This is a genomic window from Microcoleus sp. FACHB-68 (assembly GCF_014695715.1).
Taxonomy (GTDB): Bacteria; Cyanobacteriota; Cyanobacteriia; order Cyanobacteriales; family Oscillatoriaceae; genus FACHB-68.
In genome coordinates, this window is the sequence record NZ_JACJOT010000006.1 from 511,908 (window position 1) to 536,646 (window position 24,739).

28 protein-coding genes and 2 pseudogenes are annotated in these 24,739 nt (G+C 45.0%); 15 read left to right on the plus strand and 15 right to left on the minus strand.

Translation table 11 applies throughout. The annotated features are described in order from the left end of the window. Positions 1-625: 625 nt before the first annotated feature. From H6F73_RS06655 to H6F73_RS26910, 6 genes and pseudogenes are all read right to left on the minus strand, one after another. On the minus strand, positions 626-1,312 hold the full coding sequence (locus H6F73_RS06655; protein ID WP_277882587.1) for a class I SAM-dependent methyltransferase: 687 nt from the start codon (positions 1,310-1,312) through the stop codon (positions 626-628). 65 nt (positions 1,313-1,377) lie between these two features. After that, a complete protein-coding gene (locus H6F73_RS26405; protein ID WP_242072352.1) occupies positions 1,378-1,638 on the minus strand; it encodes a hypothetical protein in 261 nt (86 codons plus the stop codon). 60 nt (positions 1,639-1,698) lie between these two features. Next, on the minus strand, positions 1,699-1,896 hold the full coding sequence (locus H6F73_RS26410; protein WP_242072353.1) for an amino acid permease: 198 nt from the start codon (positions 1,894-1,896) through the stop codon (positions 1,699-1,701). Between the two features lie 11 nt (positions 1,897-1,907). Next, positions 1,908-2,102, minus strand: coding sequence for a hypothetical protein (locus tag H6F73_RS26415; RefSeq protein ID WP_242072354.1), 195 nt, complete (start codon positions 2,100-2,102; stop codon positions 1,908-1,910). Between the two features lie 252 nt (positions 2,103-2,354). Further along, positions 2,355-2,576: a hypothetical protein gene (locus H6F73_RS06665; RefSeq protein ID WP_190757990.1), complete on the minus strand. Its 222-nt coding sequence runs from the start codon at positions 2,574-2,576 to the stop codon at positions 2,355-2,357. A 582-nt stretch (positions 2,577-3,158) separates the two neighbouring features. Continuing rightward, positions 3,159-4,462: pseudogene (locus H6F73_RS26910) on the minus strand (HAD-IC family P-type ATPase); the annotation flags it as partial. Between the two features lie 416 nt (positions 4,463-4,878). Between H6F73_RS26910 and H6F73_RS06685 the strand changes: the two are divergent. The 3 genes from H6F73_RS06685 (at position 4,879) to H6F73_RS06695 (ending at position 6,377) form a co-directional block, all read left to right on the plus strand. Continuing rightward, entirely contained in the window at positions 4,879-5,259 is a 381-nt protein-coding gene (locus H6F73_RS06685) for a sensory rhodopsin transducer (protein WP_190757992.1), read from the plus strand. A 78-nt stretch (positions 5,260-5,337) separates the two neighbouring features. Then, on the plus strand, positions 5,338-5,757 hold the full coding sequence (locus H6F73_RS06690; RefSeq protein ID WP_190757993.1) for a hypothetical protein: 420 nt from the start codon (positions 5,338-5,340) through the stop codon (positions 5,755-5,757). A 2-nt stretch (positions 5,758-5,759) separates the two neighbouring features. Next, a complete protein-coding gene (locus H6F73_RS06695) occupies positions 5,760-6,377 on the plus strand; it encodes a CAP domain-containing protein (protein ID WP_190757994.1) in 618 nt (205 codons plus the stop codon). A gap of 68 nt (positions 6,378-6,445) precedes the next feature. Here the strand turns inward: H6F73_RS06695 and H6F73_RS06700 are convergent, their stop codons facing one another. Further along, positions 6,446-8,143 carry an iron uptake porin gene (locus tag H6F73_RS06700; RefSeq protein WP_190757995.1) on the minus strand — a complete coding sequence of 566 codons (1,698 nt, stop codon included), beginning with the start codon at positions 8,141-8,143 and terminating at the stop codon, positions 6,446-6,448. Positions 8,144-8,319: 176 nt separating this feature from the next. Here H6F73_RS06700 and H6F73_RS06705 point away from each other — a divergent pair, with 176 nt between their 5' ends. From H6F73_RS06705 to H6F73_RS06715, 3 genes are all read left to right on the plus strand, one after another. Beyond that, positions 8,320-9,528 (plus strand): sorbosone dehydrogenase family protein, encoded by a 1,209-nt coding sequence (locus H6F73_RS06705; RefSeq protein WP_347239483.1) that lies wholly within the window; start codon positions 8,320-8,322, stop codon positions 9,526-9,528. A 189-nt stretch (positions 9,529-9,717) separates the two neighbouring features. After that, positions 9,718-10,071, plus strand: coding sequence for a phage holin family protein (locus tag H6F73_RS06710; protein WP_190757996.1), 354 nt, complete (start codon positions 9,718-9,720; stop codon positions 10,069-10,071). 208 nt (positions 10,072-10,279) lie between these two features. Beyond that, on the plus strand, positions 10,280-11,707 hold the full coding sequence (locus tag H6F73_RS06715; RefSeq protein WP_190757997.1) for a hypothetical protein: 1,428 nt from the start codon (positions 10,280-10,282) through the stop codon (positions 11,705-11,707). 45 nt (positions 11,708-11,752) lie between these two features. Here the strand turns inward: H6F73_RS06715 and H6F73_RS06720 are convergent, their stop codons facing one another. Then, positions 11,753-12,034, minus strand: a complete 282-nt coding sequence (locus H6F73_RS06720; protein ID WP_242072355.1) for a hypothetical protein — start codon at positions 12,032-12,034, stop codon at positions 11,753-11,755. Positions 12,035-12,308: 274 nt separating this feature from the next. Here H6F73_RS06720 and H6F73_RS06725 point away from each other — a divergent pair. Next, positions 12,309-12,392 (plus strand): annotated as a pseudogene (locus H6F73_RS06725) (DNA-binding response regulator); the annotation flags it as partial. 374 nt (positions 12,393-12,766) lie between these two features. Here H6F73_RS06725 and H6F73_RS06730 read toward each other — a convergent pair. From H6F73_RS06730 to H6F73_RS06740, 3 genes are all read right to left on the minus strand, one after another. Further along, positions 12,767-14,101, minus strand: coding sequence for a DUF3370 domain-containing protein (locus tag H6F73_RS06730; RefSeq protein ID WP_190758351.1), 1,335 nt, complete (start codon positions 14,099-14,101; stop codon positions 12,767-12,769). Positions 14,102-14,250: 149 nt separating this feature from the next. After that, the gene (locus H6F73_RS06735) at positions 14,251-15,012 is read right to left on the minus strand and encodes a Uma2 family endonuclease (protein WP_190757999.1); all 762 of its coding nucleotides are present in this window, start codon (positions 15,010-15,012) and stop codon (positions 14,251-14,253) included. A 120-nt stretch (positions 15,013-15,132) separates the two neighbouring features. Next, on the minus strand, positions 15,133-15,711 hold the full coding sequence (locus tag H6F73_RS06740; protein ID WP_190758000.1) for a Uma2 family endonuclease: 579 nt from the start codon (positions 15,709-15,711) through the stop codon (positions 15,133-15,135). Between the two features lie 120 nt (positions 15,712-15,831). Between H6F73_RS06740 and H6F73_RS06745 the strand changes: the two genes are divergently transcribed. Further along, complete coding sequence (locus tag H6F73_RS06745; RefSeq protein ID WP_190758001.1) at positions 15,832-15,987, plus strand: hypothetical protein; 156 nt, start codon at positions 15,832-15,834, stop codon at positions 15,985-15,987. Between the two features lie 12 nt (positions 15,988-15,999). Next, entirely contained in the window at positions 16,000-17,994 is a 1,995-nt protein-coding gene (locus H6F73_RS06750) for a family 10 glycosylhydrolase (RefSeq protein WP_190758002.1), read from the plus strand. Between the two features lie 142 nt (positions 17,995-18,136). Here the strand turns inward: H6F73_RS06750 and H6F73_RS06755 are convergent, their stop codons facing one another. After that, positions 18,137-18,532, minus strand: a complete 396-nt coding sequence (locus H6F73_RS06755) for a RidA family protein (RefSeq protein WP_190758003.1) — start codon at positions 18,530-18,532, stop codon at positions 18,137-18,139. Positions 18,533-18,797: 265 nt separating this feature from the next. On the opposite strand from H6F73_RS06755, the gene H6F73_RS06760 reads away from it, so the two are divergent. The 3 genes from H6F73_RS06760 (at position 18,798) to H6F73_RS06770 (ending at position 21,291) form a co-directional block, all read left to right on the plus strand. After that, entirely contained in the window at positions 18,798-20,033 is a 1,236-nt protein-coding gene (locus H6F73_RS06760; protein ID WP_190758004.1) for an LL-diaminopimelate aminotransferase, read from the plus strand. Between the two features lie 128 nt (positions 20,034-20,161). Beyond that, complete coding sequence (locus tag H6F73_RS06765) at positions 20,162-20,575, plus strand: hypothetical protein (protein ID WP_190758005.1); 414 nt, start codon at positions 20,162-20,164, stop codon at positions 20,573-20,575. 152 nt (positions 20,576-20,727) lie between these two features. Continuing rightward, positions 20,728-21,291, plus strand: coding sequence for a Uma2 family endonuclease (locus tag H6F73_RS06770; RefSeq protein WP_190758006.1), 564 nt, complete (start codon positions 20,728-20,730; stop codon positions 21,289-21,291). A 54-nt stretch (positions 21,292-21,345) separates the two neighbouring features. On the opposite strand, the gene H6F73_RS06775 is transcribed toward H6F73_RS06770, so the two are convergent. After that, a complete protein-coding gene (locus H6F73_RS06775) occupies positions 21,346-21,918 on the minus strand; it encodes a Uma2 family endonuclease (RefSeq protein ID WP_190758007.1) in 573 nt (190 codons plus the stop codon). Between the two features lie 113 nt (positions 21,919-22,031). On the opposite strand from H6F73_RS06775, the gene H6F73_RS06780 reads away from it, so the two are divergent. The 3 genes from H6F73_RS06780 (at position 22,032) to H6F73_RS06790 (ending at position 23,422) form a co-directional block, all read left to right on the plus strand. Next, positions 22,032-22,220, plus strand: coding sequence for a DUF2281 domain-containing protein (locus H6F73_RS06780; RefSeq protein WP_190758008.1), 189 nt, complete (start codon positions 22,032-22,034; stop codon positions 22,218-22,220). Continuing rightward, on the plus strand, positions 22,207-22,602 hold the full coding sequence (locus H6F73_RS06785; RefSeq protein WP_242072356.1) for a type II toxin-antitoxin system death-on-curing family toxin: 396 nt from the start codon (positions 22,207-22,209) through the stop codon (positions 22,600-22,602). Before H6F73_RS06780 ends, H6F73_RS06785 begins: the two co-directional genes overlap by 14 nt. 133 nt (positions 22,603-22,735) lie before the next feature. After that, entirely contained in the window at positions 22,736-23,422 is a 687-nt protein-coding gene (locus H6F73_RS06790; RefSeq protein ID WP_190758010.1) for a hypothetical protein, read from the plus strand. A gap of 83 nt (positions 23,423-23,505) precedes the next feature. Here H6F73_RS06790 and H6F73_RS06795 read toward each other — a convergent pair whose 3' ends face one another. Together H6F73_RS06795 and H6F73_RS06800 are read right to left on the minus strand one after the other, a co-directional pair. After that, positions 23,506-23,877 carry a DUF2237 domain-containing protein gene (locus H6F73_RS06795; RefSeq protein WP_347239501.1) on the minus strand — a complete coding sequence of 124 codons (372 nt, stop codon included), beginning with the start codon at positions 23,875-23,877 and terminating at the stop codon, positions 23,506-23,508. Positions 23,878-24,184: 307 nt separating this feature from the next. Next, complete coding sequence (locus H6F73_RS06800) at positions 24,185-24,613, minus strand: GNAT family N-acetyltransferase (RefSeq protein WP_190758012.1); 429 nt, start codon at positions 24,611-24,613, stop codon at positions 24,185-24,187. Positions 24,614-24,739: the final 126 nt, after the last annotated feature.

Genomic DNA, 24,739 nt, shown 5'->3' on the forward strand with positions numbered 1-24,739 from the left:
AGTGATCGCCCCTCCCGATCCCGGCCACTTCTTGAATCCACTGGGCGTTAAGTCATGCGTACGCTGAAATTGCTCCCAATGACTCAAACTCTACCCTCATAAGGTTCCACCGCAACCAGCCAAGGCTAAATTTTCCACCCCTTCATTACTCATAATCTCCCGCCATTTCCTTCAAAGTCTGAAAATTAGTCCTTTGTACTGCAACGAATTTTTGGTTTGACACAAGGTAGAAGCTTTGGCGGGTGTGCTGGCAATTATGGCGATTGCCCCTGAAAGCCACTTGCTTTTCTTTATGACTAAACCTCTTCCAATGAACTTCACGATAGCGCTCACCGTCCTAACACATCTGTTTCGTACTTTTCCCTTTGTCCGACTCCTGGCTTCAGAGTGCGTTCTTTCCACATAACCTCAGCGGAATTAGGCTTTTACTAGCTTTGTCATGTTTACCCTTTTTTGGTGCCTTTGCAAAAGTGAGAGGCTCCCGACTAGAGAACTTTAGGCGCACGAGCAAATTTAACTCTAACAGCAAAGAATTTTATGTTTGTTAGTTAATTATCCAGCATTCAGCAATTCTCATCACACTTGGGGGGTGCAAAGCAACACGCCCCCAAGCAATTAACTTACTTTATCGCAAGTTTTCCGGTACAGTTTCCGGTACAACCCAGGTGTAAAGGGTGTGTTGCCCTGTGGGACTTTCTACCTGTACCACACGCTCCGGTTTCCACTCACCCATATCATAGTTGTGTGAGACGATGCGAGTTCCTGGTTTGAGTTCCGAGAGTAATTTGGGGCGCAGCCTTAAATTGACATCCGGAAGCAGGTAGAGGGTGACGACGGTTGCCTTGCTGAGATCGGTGGTAAATAGATCCTTTTCTACAAATTGCACCCGATCACTGACACCGGCTGTCTTGGCGTTTTCTTTACTTTGCTGCACCAGTTTGGGGTTAATATCAAAGCCGGTGCCGCGAGTGCCGAATTTTTGTGCGGCGGTAATCACGATGCGCCCATCGCCACTGCCGAGATCGTAAAGCACATCATCCCCTTTGACCTGACCGAGTTGCAGCATTTCGTCTACTACATTCTGGGGGGTTGGCACAAAAGGCACATCAGGGGTGCGAGTTTGAGCTTGAGTTTGCGTTGCCGGTGTCGTTGTCGTTGCCGGTGTTTGCGTTGTTGTGGTTGTGGTTGTTGTTTGAACTTCAGACGGGGTTTTTGTTGCTTGCGGATCGAACTGGCGTTGCTGGTTGCATCCTGCCAGAATTAAGCCTCCCAGACTCACACAGGCAACGAGCAATTTTGCGAAGGGTTTCATCTGCATTGTAAGTTTCTCCGTTTGAATGATTAACATTTGGTTATTGAATCGCACAATTTGCTAAATCAAGTGCTGTGATCATTCCACAGCAGTATTAACGCACCGGCAGCCACAACGCCCATTCCCAGAAGTGCCCCAATGCCGGTGTAGGCAAGGCTGGAGTAGAGCAAATACCCGCAAATGAGGCAAAACAGTGCCGGTGTTAGAGGATAAAAGGGAACTCGAAAGGGGCGGGAGAGTGCCGGTTCTCGCAACCTCAACACAAATAACGATACCCCCGTGAGCAGAAAAAACAACCAGAACACGGGGGCAGTATAGTCCACCATCGTTTCAAAGCCTTTGCGCGTCAGAGTGCCCAGCAATATTAGGGCGAGGGCAAGGGCACCTTATAGCAGCAAAGCGTGAGACGGGGTGTTACGGCGATCCTGCCAGCGTCCGAGGAAGCCAAACAAGGGAAAGTCTCGCCCTAAAGCGTAGTTGGTACGTGCGCCGGTGAAAATTGTGGCATTGATTGCGCCTAAAGTGGAAATCGCGATCAGTAAGCTGATAAACCAGGCACCCGCTTCGCCAAAAGCGCGGCGCATCACATCGGCTGCTACGGCTTCAGAAGCCGCCTATCTTCAAGGCTTGGGACTTGAAGATAGGCGAGGTTGATCAGCACGTAAATTGCGGTGATGATGCCATGATCCCATATAAGCGAGCGCACCATATTACGGTTGAGATCGTGTAACTCTGCGGAAATGTAAACGGCTTCATTCCAGCTGCCATAGGAGAGCAGGACAAAAATCATTTGCATCTTTAAAAGCTAGAGAAGCTTTTGGCGCAGTCGCACGCTTTGAGCCAAAGCCTTGATCTTTTAAGCCATAATTTGCACGTTTGCTCACCTGACTTTCCTCACCCTTTCAGTCATAAGTTTTGGCATTTTGAAACAAAGAATTGTGGGCAATTGGCGTTAAAATCCACTAAACGTGTAACCAACTCCGAGTAACAGCCCGACTTCAGTTTCATGAATAAAACCGATATTGACGCCGGTTTGAGCGACTTAAGTGGCTGTTGTGTTAGAGAGATTTGTTGAGGATTCAGGTTCGGAAGATTCAGGTAATAGAACCGCCTGCTTCTGAGAGAAAATTGGATCTGCAATTACCAGAATTTCTGGCTCAACAGAGTTGATTTTGAATTTAGTTTGGTTAGGAATATTACCCCCAACTAAATCAGCCGATTCAGCTTGCGCCGACACCCTCATCCCAATCAGTGCAAAAGTCATAAGACTCACTAAAATCGGCAGGTGCTTGAAATATACAAACTTCACAGGTTCTCCTTTTTTGCTAAATGAACATTTTCTTCTTAAAAATTTTAAAATTGATTAAAACTTTGAAGGAAACAGGAAGAATTCCTTCAAAATTCTGTGAAAGAATTCTTTCCTGCAAACTTTAGAACTCGGCCTTTTAAAATCGGCCTTTTCAAGCAGACATGATCCGCTCCTCTGTGTTCTGTACTCAGTGTGATACATAAAAGTGAATAAAAAGTGACATCGCTTGGAATATTGTGATTTTTGAGTGGCTGAGCGAGAGAGCAATGGTCAGATTTTCAGTCGGGTGTGTGCCTCACGCACCCTAAGAATAAAGTTTTGTGGGAAGGGGAGGATAATGTTAGTTTTACCCGAACAGATAATTGTTTTTTAAGGTTGCTTCAGTTTCATCTGCAAGATTTTTGGGTGAGGCATCAATTTAGCGGATCGAAGCGATTAGCAAAAGCCGCGACGGGAATCACCGGCAGACTGACAAGCAAGCAAATCAGCCATTGATTTAAGTTTAAAGGAGCCGTTGCAAAGAGATTATTCATTAGACCCCACTGCAATGCCGATATCTGCTTGATTGAGTGCCGGCGCATCGTTGACGCCATCTCCAGCCATCGCCACAATTTCACCTTTTGACTGCAATGCCTCAACCAAACGTAATTTTTGTTCCGGCGCAACCCGCGCAAATACAGCCCCATCCTCGACAGCATTGGCTAGTTCTTGTTTGCTCATTTGGGCGATTTCCTGCCCTGTAAACGCCCGAATTTCTCCCTCATTTTTTAATTTCATCCGAGAAGCAATGGCAGCGGCTGTTACTGCATGATCGCCGGTAATCATCTTCACTTGAATGCCCGCTGCTTGGCAGGCGGCAACGGCTTTTATTGCTTCGGAACGAGGCGGATCGATCATGCCTTGCAATCCGATAAAAATTAGACCTTCTTCAATATCTTCTCGCTCTAGGAAATTAACATCGGGTTGCACCGGCTTTTTCGCAAATGCCAACACCCGTAATCCCTGTGCCGCAATTTCATCCGCTTTCTGATGCAGAGTTTCTTTATCTACAGGAATCGGTTTTCCACTCGCACCGCAAATGTTAAAGTAGCAACACCCAAAATGATGTAGAGCAAATTGCGGCTAAATTTATCAAATTTTCGAGTTAATGGAGTTGCCAAATTCGGCCCTTGAGCCATTAATTTCGAGATGCGTCCGGTTTCAGTATTCTCTGCAATCGCAACAACAACCCCCCGTCCCTATCCAAATGTGACAAAGCTGCCGGCATAGGTCATATTTGTTCGTTCTGCCAGCGGAGTATCGGGTGCTAAAACAGGCGCTTCATCGGTTTGCTGAGCGAGTTTTTCAACGGCAACCGATTCGCCGGTGAGAGCAGATTCATTGACTTGCAAAGTGCGCGATTGTACGAGTCGTAGATCCGCCGGCACTTTATCGCCAGAAGCGAGCAACACTAAGTCACCGGGTACTAATTCAGTAGAAGAAACTTGAACTTTTTGCCCGTCGCGTATAACAGTTGCATCAGTTTGTATTGAAGACGCCAAAGCTGCAAGCGCACTTTCCGCTTTTGATTCCTGCACAAACCCAATAATGGCGTTAATCAGCGTTACACCCCAAATTACCCAAGCATTCACCCATTCTCCTAGCAAGGCTTTAATCGCACCGGCAACCAGCAAAACGTAGAGCAGTGGTTGATGAAATTGCAGGAAAAATCGCAAGATTGCAGGTTTTCCTGGCTTACTTTTAAGTTCGTTAGATCCAAAACGCTCTTGGCGTTTAGCCACTTCATCTGAAGTCAAACCCTTTTCTAAATCACTGCCTAAATGCTTGAGCACGTCTTGCATCGATAGATGATGCCATCGTTCGGTTTCTGATTAATTTTTCTGTGTTGCGGTCATCGGGTTCTCTCCACGCATTCTTGATGGCTGCACAACTGATCTTTAGAATGACCTAGCCAATGATTGCCGAATTGAAATAGTTTGTAATTGCTGTTATTATAGGAAGCAATTGTGAATAAAAAATGACAGCCATTGTGAGGTTGGTTAAATTAACAGCTTTTATAAAAATTGCGAACCCTTATTTCAGGTATTTTTTAACAGCCCTTCTTCATTTTGTTCAAGTTTGCACCCCAAATAACTGCGGCAAGCCGATTTTCCCACCCGCTGCTCAGCAGTTCCTCCAATTCTGTCACTTTTGATTCACATTTTTTAGTCATACTAAAAATAGAAACCTTTCAGGCAAGCGCATCAGGAGAAAGTGAATGACGCAGTTAATTGGACACACCTATTGGGCAATCGCTGAAGGTTATATTCCCGGCTCCAGTAACGGCACAGAACCCGATTTTACCAGTCATGAAACGGCCTGTTTTCTGAATTCTTCAGATAGGGATGCTCAGGTTGAGATTCGGATTTTCTTTAGCGATAAAGAGCCGACTGGCCCTTATAAAGTAACGGTTCCCGCACGGCGCACGCTGCATTTGCGCTTTAACGATCTCAGCGATCCCGAACCAATCCCCCGCGATACAGATTATGCTTGCATTATTGAATCAGACGTGCCCATTGTCGTGCAGCACACCCGTCTCGACTCGCGCCAAGCTGAGAATGCTCTGCTTAGCACCATTGCTTATGCCGGCAGTTATTAAGCTGCGATATGAATTCGTTTGTTGATAGACAATAGCAGGCTTTGTTCATTTAGATTTTAAACGTGTAGAGGGATAACTGTGAAACACTTTCTAAAAACTCTGCAGAAAACGATTTTAACCCGCCTAGTGTTAACCGGCATTTTAATGTTTTTTGTCGTCGCCTGTGCCGCTGTAACGCCGGAACAAGACAATTTAGCAGATCGCACAACCGTTCCGACTGCCACGCCACAAACACCCAGCAATCGCACTTTACCGAATCCTGTTGCTGAGGCCGTTTTACAAGATGCCTCTAGTCGGTCAAAGTTACCGCGTGAGCAGCTTAAAATTGCCGGCTCACAACAGCAGAGCTGGCCTGATGGATGTTTAGGACTTGCAGAGCCGGAAACTTTCTGTCCTCAGATAGTGGTCTCCGGATGGAAAGTCACAGTACAAGGAAGAGAGAAAAGCTTGGTTTATCGCACCGACAATACAGGTTCTCTCGTTAAGTTAGAAAAATAAGAATGCAAATTTCACCGGCTCGAAAATCCCAGCAACTTGCAACCGTTCAAAGACAAAAGCTGTCGGTGCTCCTGGCATTACTGGCTTTCACCTTGGTGGGATGCGAGTCGGTTACAGAATTGTTGCCGGCATTACCAGAAGAATGGAGGGTGCCGGCAAACAAACCGCAAACACCTCCGCTCGCGCCTCAGTCTGACAGCACTGATGAAATGGAAACGCAAGTGCGCCAGGAAATTAATGCAGTCCGCGAAAAACAAGGTTTAAAGCCTTTGGAAAATCAGGAAAAGCTGGCAGAAGTTGCTCGTCAATATAGCCGGAAAATGGCCAAGGAAAACTTTTTTGCTCACGTTAGTCCTGATGGCACAACGCCGGCTAAGCGTGTGAGTTCTGCCGGTATTTTTTATTGGGTAGTGGGCGAAAATCTCTTTAAAATTACCAATGCTTCTAAACCTGTGCCGTATGCTATAAAAGGCTGGATGGAAAGTCCGGGACATCGGGAGAATCTTTTGCGTCCTGAATACACTGAAACGGGTGTCGGAGTTTGGCGCGAAGGCAACACTTATTATATGACGCAGTTATTTATGCGCTCGCAATTTTCACCCGCAGATTTACTCAGATAATAAATTAATTTTGACTTAAACTACCATCAGATTTAGCGCCTAAATTCGGAACGATTGAAAGCGATTATTTAAAAGTTAAATATTGTTCTAATCGTTCCGATAAAAATATCGCCGTTTGTCTGATTATGCTCAGGATTGATCAGATAAATAATTCCTGGGATAACTGTAAGATTATCCGTGAGAGGATACTGATAAAATGCTTCTAAATGAAATCCCGTTCCCGGATCTTCCCGTTCGGTTACTGTGTTGCGGGTAACTTTAGGCGGCATCCCAAATCCTAATCCCCCAACTGCTCCCACTTTTAAAAAGTCGGGAAAAGCGAGATTTATGGCATAATTAATCATATTAGCTTCACCGTTAATTCCATCAGCTCGGTGAGCGTCTGTATATCCAATCCACCCACTGAGAGATAGTTGGGGATTCATTCTCCACAAGCCTGCAACGCCATAAGAATTAGAAGTTAAAGGAACACCGGCCCCGAAAGGAATATTAGAAAATGTGCTGCCGGTGCGGTGAGATAAGTTGCCGGCAGGGGAATAGTTGCGAACGTAGGTTAAGCCAAATTCTAAATTAGAAGCCGGTTTGAAGGAAAGTTGAGCTAAAGCGCTGTAGGTGCCGTTAAATAATCCTTGTTTAGCATTAGGAACGTTAGCATCGTTAGCCAAATAACCTAAATCAAACCGAACAAATTGATTAAACCGATAAACCGCTGCCATTCCGCCGCCGGTGATATCTCCTATTCGGTAAATCGGATTGCGTTCTGAAAAGCGGGAGGGGGAACCTTTCGCACCGCCAAAACTGGCAAAATAGGGGTTAACAACTGTGGTGTAGTAATGGTGAGAGGCGGCGTTGCCATAAAGATAAAAGTTGAGACGATCACCAACAGGAACGCGATATTCTAGTAAGTTAACGGTGAGATTGTTATCGGTATTTCCCACTTCAAAGGATTGGCGCGTCATGTTGGTGCCGGTGCTTCCATTGAAATTTGGAACGCGGTTAGAAGATTGAAGCCGAACGAGTAAGCGATCTTTGCCGGTGAAGCTGGTAATAAAATTTAATCGAGTACGGTAGTTGAGTGCTAAATTGGATTCAATTGTCGTGCCGGCATCCCCATCAGCAGTGTCTCCCGTTACGTCGCTGGCAACAACCACTACTGAAGTATTTAAGACCATTGTGGTAGAAAATTGATTAGCTTCTAATTCAGCTAGGCGATTTTCTAAACTTTCAATTCGCCCTCCCAAGGCGGTTAACTCAGCGGTAAAATCTTGTTGTAATCGTTCAATTTTAGCAAGGTCTTCGGGAGAGACTTCTACAATAGAATTTCTCAAAGATTCGCTAAGTGTATTTAAACAATCATTCAATCCCGCCGCGAATTCGTAACGCCTAAGAATTTGATCCCCTCGGTAGGTATTGTCAGGAAACCCAGCGATGCAACCATAGCGTTCAACCAAAGATTGCAAAGCCTGTAACGCCCAATCTGCCGGCTGTACATCAGAGAGTTCGGAAACTAAGGGAATCGGATCGTTTAAGACGCTATCTTCTAAAATTGCCGGCGTTTGATCGCTTGGAATTAAGTTTTCTAGCTCGTTGTTTGAAAAAAGCTCTGTAACTTCACGCTCTGTTGTGAGGGTTTTAATCGTTTGAATTTTCTTAAGTACACTGACTTTCTCAATTTCAGCCGCCATTGCCGAAGTGGAACCGGCTAGAGCATTGCTAAGAATTGTTGACGTAATTACCAAGCTATTCAAAATAAAGTATTTTTCCATATCCGGGGGACTCTTATATCTAACTAATGGAATAGTTATCAGATTACATTCAAGACAAGTTTTATCCCATTGGTTAGATGTAATTAAATTTTTTATGGACTAGCCTGAGCCAAGCGTTTTCAAGCGTTCGCTCGCTTACGCCCCGCGCTCTAATTTATAACAAACAGAGGACACAAGTGAAACAAACAAGAAACTCGCGGTGGTTACTCATTAGCTTGTTGCTGTTGGGAATCGCGTTGCCTGTTGGCTCACAACAGCCGCAGAAACCGGCAGTAGAGCGAATGGAAGGACACTTGGCAACTCCAGAACGTTTGGAGTTTAGCGAATCACTGTTGCAACAACTTAAGATGCCTGCCGGCTTTGAAATTAGCGTGTTTGCGAAGGATTTGGGCAACCCGCGCATGATCGCAGTGGGTTCCGATGGCACGGTTTACGTGACGCGCCGCGAACAGGGTGATGTGCTGGCATTGAAGGACACCACAGGTGACGGACGCGCAGACAAACAAACTACAGTTGCCTCAAAACTTCCTTTTGTTAATGGCATTACTATTCATCAAAACCGGCTTTATTTTGTCACGGATAAGCAATTATATGCCGCCGATTTGCAACAAGATGGTACGGTGGGACAACCACAGATTTTAATTGATGATTTGCCCGATGGGGGGCAACATCCCAATCGCACACTTGGTTTTGGCCCTGATGGGATGATGTATCTTTCTGTTGGCAGTAGTTGCAATGCTTGCGATGAGCCTAATAAAGAACACGCAACATTATTGCAGGCACCAATGGATGGCAGCCGGCGCACGATTTATGCAAGCGGTTTGCGAAATACTATTGGTTTTGCTTGGCATCCAGAAACCGGCGAACTCTGGGGAATGGATCATGGTTCCGACTGGCGGGGTGATGATCAACCGCCTGAAGAATTAAATCGCATTCAACAGGGACAGAATTACGGCTGGCCATTCTGCTATGCTGATCGCCGTCCTGATGTCTACCTTTCTGCAAATCCGAAAGAGATGACGAAGGAGGAATATTGCGCGAAAACAGAAGCGCCGGTGTTAACTTACCAAGCGCACAGTGCACCTTTGGATCTGGTTTTTTATACGGGTTCACAGTTTCCGCAGGAATATAACGGCGATGCGTTTGTGACGATGCGGGGTTCGTGGAATCGCAACCCGCCGGTGGGATACAAAGTTGTGCGGGTACGCTTCCAGAATGGCCAACCTGTGGCGTTTGAAGATTTTATCACCGGCTTCTTGAGGGAAGATCAAATGGCGCAGTTCGGCAGGCCGGTTGGTTTAGGTTTGGCACCAGACGGTTCGCTTATGTTTACCGATGATACCAATGGGGTGATCTATCGGGTGTCCTATAACGGTAGCCGGTAGTCGCCCACAAATTCCATCTAAAATAGCGGCTTGCTATCACTTTTTATTCACATTTGTATTTGATAATAGCCATGAATGGAAAGTGAGATCGGACAACAGATGGATTAGCAGGCCGCTTGAGATTGGTTCCGAGTTTCAATTATCCAAACGAGCCGGCTGCAAAACGACTGCATAGAAGGAGTTGGTATTATGGTTGGGCTTCTAATTACTTGGTTAGTGACAACGGTCAGCTTTTTAATTCTTTCTAAGTTGCCCCTTGGCGTTGAAATTGACAGTTTTGGCAAAGCCGCATTTTCAGCCGCCGTTTTTGGAATTTTAAATGCTTTAGTGCGACCCGTTTTAACCATTCTCTCGTTCCCCTTTATTCTAGTTACTTTTGGGTTATTTATGGTAATCGTTAATGCGATTATTTTTGGTTTAGCCGCTTGGTTAGTCACAGGATTTCGCTTGCGCTGGGGGATTTGGAGCGCCATCCTCGGCTCAATCGCTCTGGAAATTGTAAATTCTATTCTTTTCCACATCTTGTCTAAGCTCAATTTATAAATGAAAGTTGGGTACAGGGAATGCAAAAGTAACAAGATAATGCAACAATTATTCAGTTCTGTTTTCAGGCGGCTTTCAAACTTCCTAATGTTAAAATGAGGAAGCCGCCTGCTTTTTACTTAATTTCAATTTATTTGCAATTTAATAAAAATAGTGCTTCAATATTATTTAAACTAAATTTACTCATTCATAAGTAAAAAAATTACCTATGGCATCTAAACCCGCTCACAAAAAATTAAATGCCGGTCAGCATAGCTGGTTAAACAAATTGATTGCGCTGATTGTCACCATTAATTTTGTTTTAGTAGGTTTCAATCTGACTTATGTACATTTGCGAAATTTTTATGTAGATTTTGCTCCAAGTTTAGTTCAGTTATACGACCCAATTAAAACAATTGAACCCCATGCCGAAACTCAAAATTATCTAAAACAAGTGAATGAGCTTGAAGAGCAAGTGCGGCAGGATGAAGTTTTGCCAGAAACAGTAGCTCGCTCGCTCCAAAATGTGCAGATGCTCAGCCTGCAAATTATTGAAGACAATCCTTTCGATATGGCTAATAAAAGTAGCATTTTAGAAAAGATTAAACATAAAATGCGTGAACGCACCGGCAACGCATCAGCGCGAGAAGCGTTTGCCACTTTCTGGAGCCAAGAATATCTTGTGGCAGCCGGTTGGGAGGAAGAATTAACTTTTTTTGACACCCAGATTCGACCGCTGATAGAAACCAATTACTATCGAGATATTAACCAATACGGTCAATTTAAGGATAATTTTTGGAGCATCGATATACCTTTTATAATATTTTTTGGATTAGAATTTTTAATCCGAACGTTCTCCCTGAGTCGTCGCAAACCTGAATTATCTTGGCTGCAAGCGATTTTGCGGCGATGGTACGATTTATTTCTATTATTACCTTTTTGGCGGTGGTTGAGAATTATTCCTGTAACGGTTCGCCTCTACCAAAGTAATTTATTAAATCTAGAGCCGGTGAGGGAACAAATTAATTATGATTTTGCTGGAAATTTTGCGGAAGAATTGACTGAAATTGTGGGAATTCAGGCAATTGATCAGCTGCAAAATTCGATTCGACGAGGTGAGCTAGCAAGGTGGCTATTTCATCCGGAAACTCGTCGTCCTTATGTTCAGGTAAATCAAACCAATGAAGTGAAAGCAATTACCACTCGCTTAATCAATTTAAGTGTTTATAAGGTTTTCCCAAAAATTAAGCCTGAAATTGAAGCTTTAGTACACCACAGTCTTAAAAAGACTCTTGATCAAACTGCTGCTTTCCAACAAATTCAGAACTTGCCTGGTTTGAGTCACTTGCCGGCTCAAGTCAGTGATCGATTGGCTAAAACTTTATCTGAGACAGTCTACAGCAACTTGGTAAAAGCGCTAGAAGATCCAATCGGAGCCGAATTAACCGGCGCATTGCTTGAAAACTTTAGAGATGCCTTGGAAGAAGAATTACAAAAACCTCATAATGTTCAAGAAATTCAATCTTGGCTGATAGACTTGCTGGAAGAAATTAAAATTAATTACGTTAAAAACATAGCTGAAGCAGACCTTGAGGAAACTTTGGAAGAAGCTGCGCGGCTTCATCGATCTATTTATCCAATAGTTCGGAAAACTTAAGCTTATATTTCTGAGGGATTCTGCTATTTAAAATGAGGATAAATATTAGTTTTCGATCTGATAGCGCACAAGTTGTCTAACTTCCTCAACTGAAATGTTCAGTTTTTGCGCGATCACAGTTTCGATTTGACTAATTTCTGTAGCCGGCACCTCAAACACTGAGCCTTTAAGGTCAGGATTTGCACTCTTAACTTTAACCTTTGTAACTCCTTGGCTTTTCTTGATTTCTGCTTTAATCAATAAGGGAGAAAGTTGCGGAGGGAGTTGAGATTGAGCTTGAAGCTTATCTAATGTGCCGTAGGGCCGGTTTAAAACTCGGTCAGTCAAAATTCTGCCTCCTACCCAAAAAGTTATTCCTAAAAAGGGAAGAAGCAACAAAAATCTTAGGGGAAAGCTGGGCATTTTTTATCTTCAAAATAAAAAGATTAAACTAAAATTAAATATTTTAACTGTATATAAAAATTACCATTTAAATTGTTATATAAATACTTCTAAAGGAAGATGTGAAGTTAGCCAGCAGACTAGATGATACCTATAATAGCTGAATGCTGTTTTTTTAAAGCGAGGATTCTCTTGAAAAGGCGTTTCACACAGTCATTTTATGAGAATTTTGCTGGTAGAAGATGACCCCAAGCAATTAGAACCACTTCAGGCTGCTTTGCCGCAAGCCGGTCATATCGTTGAGGCTTAGGTTTAGCAATCGTCCAGCAAATCGTCGCAGCACACGGGGGGGGAAATCAACGTTAGCAGCATAATGGGAAAAGGTTCAACGTTTCAAATTGAACTGCCGCTGAAATCGCCTCGCTAAGCCAGTCTTTTCAAAGAAATAAACCTCCCTCGAATGTTCTTAAAAATCCAATCAATTAACTTGAACACCGTTACCAGCTCCAAAAATCCACAAATCCACCTCTGACACCAACCCTTAACTCATCTGTGTTTATCTGTGGACGCAGGTGGAACTTGAATGACAAGCGCAGCACATTCAAGTTTCACCTGCGGAATCTGTGGTTAAAAATTCTTTTCCAAAATCTACGATTTCATCACCCAAGAAAATGGCTATCAGTTATCAAGCGTTTTAACCGTTAGCACTTGAGGCGGAGTGGCATCGGGGGGATAAAGAAAATCGACGCGCACTAACCGGCTACTCGCTGCCGGCAGCATTAACCGCACTAAAGGTTCCCCTTGCTGTCCCCGTCGCTGCACCAGATGCACATAGCGAGTTTGGGGTAAACCGCGATCATCGTTGTAGCGGATGCGGACAGTCCCTCGGAAGAAGATTTGGCGGGCCGGCGGTTCCAAAAAGCGCAACCCGCCTCTAGCCAGTTGTTCTTCTTTGATGGGAGTTTCCAAGGCGAGTGTGACGGTTTGTGCGGTAGCGGAAGGATTGTATAAAGGCAAAGTGAGGCTGTATTCAATGCCGTAATTGCCGTGGGCGCTGTAAGCGGTGTCTGGATAACGCACGATCATCGGGGCGCTTTGCACTTGACCTGTGCCCATCTGGCCGCGAGAAAGCGTACTCAGGGCGTAGGAAAAGGCTTCACCGGCTTTAGGAATCGTGAGATTAGGGCTGCCGGCACCATCACTGAGTTGGGCTTTCCATGCGGAACCTCGCGCAACACCGGCAACGCGCCCATAGATAATTTGGCCGGTGGTTTGTTCTGGAGGTGTGGGGACTTTATCGCGAGGGCCAGCTAAGTTGCCGGTTTCCAGTAGCTGCTGCCATTCTTCCCGGCTGGGCGGGCGTTCACTGCCATCAGGGTTTTGTTTAGCAAACATCCCCAAGCTAGCGGCATAGACTTGACCAGAACTTTGCAAGCGCATCAACGTTGATCGGCCATTAATCGGCGGTTCTAGAGTGCGAACCGGGATGGGATGATTGAGTAACATCTGGCTTTCCCCAGGCGGGATAACGATTCGAGCCGGCCACTCGGCTTGTCGTTGCCCTCGCAGCACTTCATTCATCACCCGACTTCCAGGGCCGGCGTAGACCGTGCCGGCTGGATTTTCCACAAATGAGGGCAACTCGATAAAGGGGGCATCCGGCTGGCTGAGATAGCTGGCAGCTTGCAGAACATTGACGGTTACGGGTTGTGTGCCTGGGTTGTGCAGGATGACGCCTAAGTAGAGAGTGCGTAAATCTTCCGGTGATGTGGCTTTGGCGATGTGGTGGGCAAAGATGTCAAAGCGTCCTTGGAAAGGGAAGTTGAGATGTGCTGCCGGCGCTTGCTTGCCAGTGGGGGGAAAGGTGGAGAGTAAAATTCCCTCGGTTTGCACAACTTCCGGGCTGTTGCTGTTGAAAACCGGCACGGTGTTAAGTTGGCCCGGTAAGGGGCGCACTTCCTGGGGTTTGACGATTTCCTCTTGAGTTTCCGGTGCCGGTGGGGGGACAGGCATCGCGCTTGGGGGCGTTGTTTGGGCGAACAGCAGAGTTGATAGAAAAGGAAGGATGTGCAGCACGATCTTGCTAAGTCCTCAATCACGGTAATCCAATCTATTTCTACCGGCATCTGTTGGGGGAATCAGATGCCGGCAGCGATAAACTTCTATAAATTCTCTGGATCTTCTCCCAATTCTCGCAATCGAGCCGCTAAACGCTCAGCCCGTTGGCGTTGTTCTTCAGCTTGTTGCTGAGCGGTTTCAGCTTGTTGCGCTGCCGCTTCTTCCGGTAATAAAACCAGATTGCCGGCCTCGTCAAAAAACCGTAACCAAATTGCCGGTTGCCGCTCTACGATTCCCTCCCAAGTTCCCAACCAAAAACCCAACGTCTCACACCACAGCCAACCTCGCTCATTCGGTACGAGAGGCTGATAGCCTTGCGAAATATCCAAATGCCATCCTTGCAAGGAATTCGGATCAAACGGATTAAAGACAAAGTAATCGGGTGTGCGGAAAGTCTGTTCGTAAATATCTTTTTTGATGCCGGTGTCTATCTCTGCTGTGCTTTCCGACATCAACTCGACGATTACATTCGGGTAACGCCCCTCTTCATTCCACACCACCCAACCTTCTCTGGAGTAAGATCCATCAATGCCCAGCACGGCAAAGAAATCTGGCCCTCTAAAGTCGCGGTTTCGGGCTTGGGTGCTGCTGTAGTAAACGAACATATTGCCGCCGGTGAAGAAGTCTTGCCGGCTCGCCCAAGCTTGTTGCAAGGAGCGGATCAGTACATTCATTGCCGTGCGGTGACGATTCGTTTCCAAGGGGACTCCATCATCAAATATCAAGTCTGTGGGTGGCATTGGGGGTTGCCACTCTGCGGTTAATTCAGTCTGGGCTATTGCTTCTGTTGTCGCATCAACTGACATCGCACCAGCTCCCTAAATTGGGTTTGTTTATGACTGTTTACTATGTTTTAAATGAGTGGGTGGGGCGATTCATTGCCCGAATTTTTGACTTTTCTGCCGGCTTTTTTGCAAAAAGTTTATTCACTCACCGATATTTCCATATTTTAACACCGGCTCAACTTTTAAAGATAGTTCTGGGAAAATTTGAGAAACAATTTGCTGAGTGCCGGTGAACACGGTTTCTTCATACAATCCCTCTTCCAGTATCAGCACTGAAATTTTAGACTCTATCGGATCGGCAATCCAATATTCAGGAATTTCTAAGGCCGCATACTCAGAACGCTTATATCGATAGTCACGCTTAATTGATTCAGGACTGACGATTTCCACCGCTAACAAGGGAGGTAGCTGGAAAACCGCAGAATGATCACGCGATTCCATCGCCAATTCTGCCGGCACAACACAAACATCCATCAACCTGGATTTTTTATAACCCGTTCTGACTCCTGCTTCTCTTAAGCACAGCCAAGGCAAACCAAGACGGTTAATTTCTGCATCTAATACCCGCTCAATGAACTTGGCAATCAAAAGATGCTTGACAGTCGGGGGATTCATTTGAGTTAACTTCCCCTCAACCAGTTCATAACGGTTATCTGTGCCATCATCATAAACAAGATATTCTGCAAAAGTGTAGAGACGTTCGGCAGTTGTGGGAATCATAAAACAACCCTTTGGTACGTCTTTTTGTTTATACTAACAAAAGCACGATAGATACTTTATTTTTCGCTTAACAGCAAATTATTTGACTATCATATTAACTTAATTAAGTCAAGTTACGATGTGTCAAGAAAAACGGTGACAGCCGGCAACCGGCACGTATGCTATTTAACTAACCGCAATGCAGACAAGGCTGAATTAGCAACCAACCAACCGAAAAATCGGTCTAGACCCCTACCGGCAGACCACAATGCCGGTGGTAAAATCAAAGCAATCTAGAGAGACTTAAATATGGTAACGACCGGCTCACAATTTTCTGATATTCAAACTCACTGGGCGCGTCCTTTCATTGAAGGCTTACGCGCGCGTAATATTATTAGTGGATTCCCCGATGGCACGTTCCGACCAGATAAACCCATAAGTCGGGCTGAGTATGCTGCCGTCCTGCAAAGAGCTTTTAAGCAACCTTTAAAGCGGCAATACGTTCCATTTGTAGATGTTGCTCCTGGCTTTTGGGCAGCATCAGCGATTCAACAAGCCTACGAAACCGAGTTTTTATCAGGCTATCCCGAACAGCGCTTCCGTCCGGGAGATCAAATCACAAGAGCGCAAGTTTTAATTTCCCTTGTCAGTGGCTTAGGAATTACTGTTGAGAATGCAGCCGGCTTTAAGGCAAAATTACCGCAATTTTATCAAGATGCTGCCGGCATTCCTGACTATGCAACTGACAAAGTTGCAATCGCAACCGGCGCGGGAATGGTTGTTAACTATCCCAACTTAAAATCTTTACAGCCATTTTATCCAGCAACGCGTGCGGATGTTGTCGCTTTTATCTATCAAGCTTTAGTTAAAACCGGCCAAGCTCCGCTCATTGAATCGAACTACATTGTTCCCACAACTCCACTGGCGGCAGTTGGACATACGCGAGAGTTTCGCGGTGCGTGGGTGACAACCGTTTGGAGTCGAGATTGGCCTTCACAACCTGGACTGCCGGTGGAACAGCAAAAAGCAGAATTAATTGCCATTCTTGATCGGCTTAAATCGCTAAACTTTAATGCTGTTATTTTACAAGTCCGTCCAGAAGGCGATGCAATTTATCCCTCACAATTAGAGCCTTGGAGTTATTGGCTGACAGGCACTCAAGGCAAAGCGCCAAACCCTTATTACGATCCCCTAGAATTTGCGGTTGAAGAAAGTCACAAACGCAATCTTGAACTTCATGCTTGGTTCAATCCCTACCGCGCCAAAGGTGTAATTAATGATGCCAAAACAGTCGCCCCTCACATTTCCGTTACGCATCCCGAATATGTTTACAAATATGGCAATGAGCTGTGGATGGACCCAGGCGCGGCAGTTGTTCAGGATTTAACGTATAACGTGGTGATGGATGTGGTGCGCCGCTATGATATCGATGGCGTTCATGTTGATGACTACTTTTATCCGTATCCAAAACTCAATATCCCTTTTCCAGATAACAAAACCTACGCTGCCTATCAAGCTGCCGGGGGAAAAATGAGCCTCGGCGACTGGCGACGGGAAAATGTTAATAAATTAGTTTTCCGCCTCGGCCAAGGCATTCGTGCTATCAAATCTCACGTCAAATTTGGAATTAGTCCCTTTGGTATTTTTCGTCCCGGACAGCCGGCACAAATTCAAGGGTTAGATTCTTACGATCAACTTTATACCGACTCGAAAAAATGGTTAGTTGAAGGTTGGATTGATTACTACGCGCCGCAACTTTACTGGGTGATTGACAGGCCGGCACAAAGTTATCCTGTGTTGCTAAAATGGTGGCTGCAAAACAATCCCAAGGGCAAGCATTTTTACGTTGGCAATACGATTGAACGGATCGATGGGACAAGCTGGCCGCTTCAGGAAACACAAAGGCAGATTGAAATTACCCGCAGCTTGAATAGCCAGATGGCTTTAGGAAATATTTTCTATAGCATGAAGGTTTTGAATGAAAACCGGCACGGAATTGCTGACAAATTCAAGCAGGAAATTTATGCAAAGCCGGCACTCGCACCCACCATGCCGGCTTTAGATTCTACTCCCCCAACTTTGCCAAAGGGAGTCAAGCGTGTAGACAATCAAATCGTGTGGAATGCTGTAGCGAACAATGACATTCGTGCTTGGACGCTTTACCGGCAGAATGGTCAGACTTGGACGCTGGTGCGAGTGATGGCGGCTTCCAGAACATCTACAGCAGTTGAACCGGGGACTTATGCTTTATCTGCTGTTGATCGGATGTCTAACGAAAGCCTAGGCGTGATCATTTCAATTTAAGGGGAAATGTAGCAGTCCTCAGCCTGAAAAGCATGGAATGCGGGCATCTTGCCCGCTTGTCGTCATCTCAGGGAGCAAGATGCTCCCACTTCCATATTTTGACAAATCCCAGATGCACTAAATGGATTTTCAGTAACTAACTTTAGCCGGCAATCACCGCAATGCACTCAATTTCTACCCGCACATCTTTAGGTAAACGGGAAACCTGAACTGTCGCGCGTGCCGGCGCTGTTTCCTCATCAAAATATTTCCCATAAACGGCATTCATCGCCGCGAAATCATTCATATCTAAGAGAAATACACTCGTTTTCACCACATCATTAAAAGTGGCTCCAGCCGCTGTTAGAATTGCTTCAATATTTTTCATCACTTGTTCGGTCTGCTTAGCGACATCGTCGGGAAAGACAATATCATTAATTTTGGGGTCAATCGCAATTTGACCAGCAACAAAGATCATCGTGCCGGTTGCTGCGACTGCTTGATTGTAAGGGCCAACGGGTGCCGGTGCTTGTTCAGTATGGATAATTTTTTTCGTCATGGATATTTCTTGTTCTAAGTTTTCCTGAAAGTATGCCGGTTTCTAGATTTCTCCATCAGGCATTATCGCACCTCTGAGCGTTAAATCTGCGGTGAAATAGATGGGAAAAGCTTTAAAAATTTGTGGCGCACAGTAAAAATTGGAAAAGATCCCTCAGATTATCTTAATAATCAGCTAACTGCCTGATATGTGTGCAAACGTGAGAGACTCCCCATAGCGCGACGATTAGCAGTAAGCTGTTTTAGGGCATTTGTGATGATTAAACATGGCAACGATTAACGATAACTACCTCAAACTTAAAGCCGGCTACCTGTTTCCTGAAATAGGGCGACGAGTGAATGCCTTTGCTGAGGCAAATCCTGACGCCAAGATTATCCGGCTAGGCATTGGTGATGTCACGGAACCATTACCGGAAGCGTGCCGCACAGCGATGATTAAAGCAGTCGAAGAAATGGGCGATCGCGCCACCTTCAAAGGATATGGCCCAGAGCAGGGTTATGCTTGGCTGCGCGAAAAAATTGCCGGCGATGACTTCCAGGCGCGGGGATGCAACGTTGATGCGTCGGAAATCTTCATCTCTGATGGCTCTAAATGCGACACCGGCAACATTCTCGACATCTTTGGCGATAACAACACGATTGCCGTTACCGACCCCGTCTATCCCGTTTATGTAGACACAAACGTGATGGCAGGACACACCGGCACTGCTAACGACAAGAGCGAATTTGAGGGTTTAGTTTATCTGCCTATCACCGCAGAAAACAATTTTACCGCTCAAATTCCTACTCAAAAAGTCGATTTAATTTATCTTTGCTTCCCCAATAATCCCACCGGCGCAGTTGCCACCAAGGAACACTTAAAAGCGTGGGTAGATTATGCTAAGGCGAATGGCTCCATCATCTTTTTTGATGCAGCTTACGAAGCCTATATTACCGATCCAAATCTTCCCCATTCTATCTACGAAATAGAAGGCGCACGAGATTGTGCAATCGAGTTTCGTTCCTTCTCCAAAACGGCGGGATTTACCGGCACTCGCTGTGCGTTTACAGTCGTGCCAAAAACACTCACGGCAAAAACATCTGATGGTTCTGATGTAGAACTGTGGAAGCTGTGGAACCGCCGACAAACGACTAAATTTAATGGCGTTTCTTACATCGTGCAACGTGCGGCTGAGGCGGTTTATTCTGAGGAAGGAAAGGCACAAGTTAAAGCATTGGTCAGTTTCTATTTAGAAAATGCCAAAATTATCCGCGAGAAACTGAGTGAAGCCGGTATCGCTGTTTATGGTGGCGTGAATGCACCTTATGTTTGGGTAAAAACACCAAATAACCTTTCAAGTTGGGATTTCTTTGATAAGTTGCTGCAAACTTGCAATGTAGTGGGAACACCGGGTTCTGGTTTCGGTGCTGCCGGCGAAGGGTACTTCCGCATTTCGGCATTTAATAGCCGGGAAAATGTAGAGGAGGCGATGCGGCGAATTACTGAGAAGTTTAAGGCATAGATCGCTCGGTTTGCGGGTAGCGGTGGGCTTTTGTCCACCCTGCCGGTTTTCAGAGATTCACGTGTGATCTCGCAGAGAATCAAATCAATATGACAAGATCGAAGAAGTAGCGATTATCATGCTTGTCAATGTCTCCAACTAATCCCGGTCTCGATCTTCCCTTTCACCGCCTGCGCGAAGTGCGCGATGCAGTGCTCCACTTGCACAAAGCGCTGCTGCACTCAGAACGAGGGGTTTATGAGCAGTCTCATGGCCCTATCAAGTCAAAAGGCGAATTTTTCCAGCTTGTTGTCGGTGATGAATGGTTTAGCTGGCTGCGGCCATTGTCTCAGTTTATTGTCGAAATTGATGAAGCTGTCAGCGCGAAAGAACCAATTACCTTGGACAGAGCAAATGAGCTATTAAACGAAGCTCGTAGCTTGCTTCACCCTTCAGAAGAAGGGACGCCGCGAGAGCAGCGTTACTATCAAGCAATTCAGCGCGATCCTGATATTGCGTTTATGCACGCAGCCGTATCAAATTTGCTGTCGCGTGACCGCTAATTCATTGGCAATCGCTCTTTCAATAAGAATTCGGATTGAGCGATTGTCGATTTTTAATAATCAGAAAAGTAGTGAGCAGTTTTTGGTGCCGGTGTTACACTCAATAGCTGCTGTTACCTACTTTACTAACCTAAATTTGGAGGCAGCCTCAAATGATACAGACATCATCTAAACTTCTAACCTTAGAAGAGTTCCTAAAACTGCCAGAAACAGAGCCGGCTAGTGAATATATAGACGGAGAAATTATTCAGAAGTCTATGCCACAGGGTCAACACAGCGTAATTCAGGGTGAATTGGTAACGGCAATTAATGCAGCTTTAAAACCGCAGCGAATAGCAAGGGCATTTCCTGAATTACGATGCACGTTTGGTGGCAGAGCAATCGTGCCTGATGTATCTGTGTTTGTTGGGAACAGAATTCCCCGCGAAGACAATGGCAGTGTAGCGAATGTATTTCCCATAGCTCCCGATTGGATTATTGAAATTTTATCACCCGAACAAAGTCAAACAAAAGTAACAAAAAAAATTATCCAATGCCTGAAATTTGAGACTCAAATGGGCTGGTTGATTGATCCAGAGGAGAAAACAGTTTTTGTTTATCGTCCCCAGCAGCAGACGGAAGTTTTTGATGAATCTGAACAGAAAGTTCCCGTTCCTTCCTTTGCCAGTGAGCTGCGATTGAGTGTAGGAGATTTATTCAGATGGCTGTTAGAATAAACCTTACTAAATTAGCTTAATGTTGGTTTCCATTGTTGGCACCACCGACAAGATTTAGCCTGCTGAACCGGCCATTCTTAACCAGCCAAAAACTTGCTCTGCCGTTAACAAAAGATCGATTCCATCCAGCACAACTAACTGATCGCTTCCCCGGCATAATTGGGGTTGTTGATTCGGTAAAAAGATCAAGATCGAGCGATCATCCGGGTCAATTAACCATCCTAATTGAGAGCCATAACTCAGACAGTGCAAAATCTTACCTGTCACTCGGTTTGAACTCTGTTCTGGGGAAAGGATTTCTATCGTCCAGTCGGGGGCTATCAAAACATCATCGACAGGTTCCCCGTATCCATTGAATTCAATTTTAATCCAGTGAAAAACAGTAACATCAGGAACGATTGACTGCCCGCCAAATGTACATCGAAGTTCAGGGAAAGCATAAGCGATTCGGCGATCCTCCACCACTTCATTGATTGTACTGATCAACTTTCCCTGAAGGCGGGAATGGCGAGTTTTTGGCATAGATTTCTGAATAATTTCACCGTTGATATACTCACTAGCCGGCTTCGTCTCTGGGAGTTTGAGAAACTCCTCTAAGTTCAGAGATTGAGGAGATATTTGTACCATTTGAGGCTGCCTCCGTGAGCGGAATCAGACAGATGTTATCTTATTATAATAGTGGATACCGGCACCCCGATTAGTGTAAAATTAAATAATGCTTTATCTAACAATTTAGGATAATGACCATTAAAGAACAGCTCTTTCAGGAACTTGATCAAGTGCCGGAGTCTGATCTGCAAAAAGTATTAGAGTTTGTGCGTTCTCTCAAAGCTGAGGAACAATCTAGCATAAATGATCGGGTATGGCAGGCATACCTGGACTCTGAAGGGGAGAGAGAGGAGGTTTACCGTCGCCTTGCCAACTCATGAGTTTCTCAACAAAACTGCGGTTCTGAAGATTCATGCTAGACAAATTGCTAGCTTTGGGGGAAGCGAGGGAATCAGAGATAGCGGTTTGCTAGAGTCTGCTCTCGCTCAACCCCAAGCGACATTTGCCGGCACGCTTCTACACGCTACAATTCATGAACAAGCCGCCGCATATCTTTATCATTTGGCAATGAATCACCCGTTTATTGATGGGAACAAGCGGACAGCATTTGCGGTGATGGATACTTTTTTACGATTGAATCGCTATTCTCTTAATTTGACGAATGATCAGGCGTATGACTTGGTGATCCAGGTTGTGCAGAGTCAGATGAGTAAGGCTGAATTAGGGAACTTTTTAGAAGAAGCAATTGCACCGGCACGATAAATTGCGGAGAAAACAAGATTGCCGGCTTTAACTTTTTTTTTGTCAGATTGCGGAAACCGGCTCTTTCATGCTGTGTCTATAGATGCAGACGGCAATAATCTGAACAATTAAAAGTTTAAGTCGAGAAAATTCTATGAAAGTTGCAAAGTTAAAGTTTATAGGAATCACTTCAATTCTGCTGCTGAATATGGTTGCTTGTGAATCGCAAACCTCAGATCAAGCGTTGATCGCTCAACCATTAACCACTACACCGATTGCTTCCGAGTCACCGGCACCCCCTAGCAACCAAGCGCAGCGCTTCTATTCTGCTAAAGTGACAACGCAGGGGTTTGGTGCCATTCGGGTCGGGATGACGGTTGAGGAAGCCTCTCAAGCCGCAGGAACTCAACTGGTTGCCTTAGATGGCAAGGCACCTGATGTGAGTGAAAGTTGCAGCTATGTGAAGTTGCCAGATGCTCCAGACGGGTTGGAGTTTATGCTTAATTCCAATCGCATTGTCCGAGTCGATTTAACTTCTCAAATTACCAAAGATATTAATAATCGGCCTCAGTTGGTTGATGTGACTCAAGAGATTCGCACAATTTCAACTCTAAGCGGTGCTCGAATTGGGGATACAGAAGCCCAAATTAAAAGTTTATATGCTGGAAAGCTGGAAATTACTGACCATAAATACATCCCCGGAGGGCATTTTATGACGGTGATTCCTAAAGATGCAGAGGATAGTAACTCTCGCTTAATTTTTGAGACAGATGGACATCGCGTTATCTATATCCGAGCCGGCCAGTTACCTGAAATTGATTGGGTTGAACGTTGCGGTTAAGCAGTCCAAAATAATGCAATTGTAACGCGGGTAACTGAGAACACCGGCAGGATATTATGAGGAAAACAAGGGCAAATTATAACCTAAAGTTCTAAAGCGTTCTGCTTCAGTTCGTTTAAAGAAGCGTATTCTAAAGCTGAGGCATGAGTTGCCGGCAAAACGACAGGAGGTGCGACTCCTGCATCCAGCGCTTCTTTCCAGCGAGAGGCGCACAAACACCAGCGATCTCCCGGTTTCAAACCTGGAAAATTAAACGCCGGCACAGGGGTACTTAAATCATTTCCCCTCAATTTCGTGTAGTTTAAAAATTCTTCCGTCATTTGGGCACAAACAATGTGAGCACCCATGTCACCCCCACCCGTGTTGCATTTGCCATCCCGATAAAATCCGGTGATCGGGGATGTGCAGCAAGTTTCCAGTTTTCCACCCAGAACGTTACTAGCCTCTCTCACAATTGCAACTTCTCCACAATAGTTTTTCTTTGGTTAGATTAGCGATATAGATTCACTTTTAGCAAGCGGTATGCCGATACTTTACTTTTTGCCGGTTGTAAAGACGCGCCACATAATGAAGCCGGCGAAGGCTATATATCCCACGACAGTCAGCCAATCTTGCCAATTACCCTGAATAATTGGAGCAAATTCGTCCACGCTCAACCCTCACCTTACGGTTTTTTTTGTTACTTTATGCGAGCTACAATCGCTTTAGTTTGGAGCTAGATAGCACTAAACATTATCTAACTTTATAGCAAATAAAAATGTATCAAGAAGCGGAATGCTGATTTAGTCGAGCCATTAATTGAATTCCACCTAGTTCATTTGTAAAGCCCCAGCGCTCATAAAACGGCATCATCTCTGGCAGACAGTACAAACCCAATAACTCCACCGATTGCAATTGAGGATGCTCGACAACAGAATCAATTAACTTTTTTCCCAAACCTTGATTTCTATGAGTGGACTTAACAATCACATCAAAAATAAATGCTCTGTAGACAAAATCTGTTAAGATGCGAATAAAACCGATGAGATGATCGCACTCATCGACCAATCCGATCACAATATCTGAAGCTGCCAACATCTTCACTACATCTTGCCGGTTGCGGTTGTGGCTCCAGAATTCATGACTGTATAATTCTGTTAACTCTGAAATTTGCTCCTCATTCAGTTCTGAAATAATTCGGTAGCTTTCCATGATGAGTTAGATCAAGTAAGTGTTTTCTCTTTCAGCACCCAATTCATTCAATTGTAGGGGCAAAGCATTCGGGGAGCAATTAATCGGAGTTTTAAACGATTTTTGTATCCGAATGCTTTGCGCTAC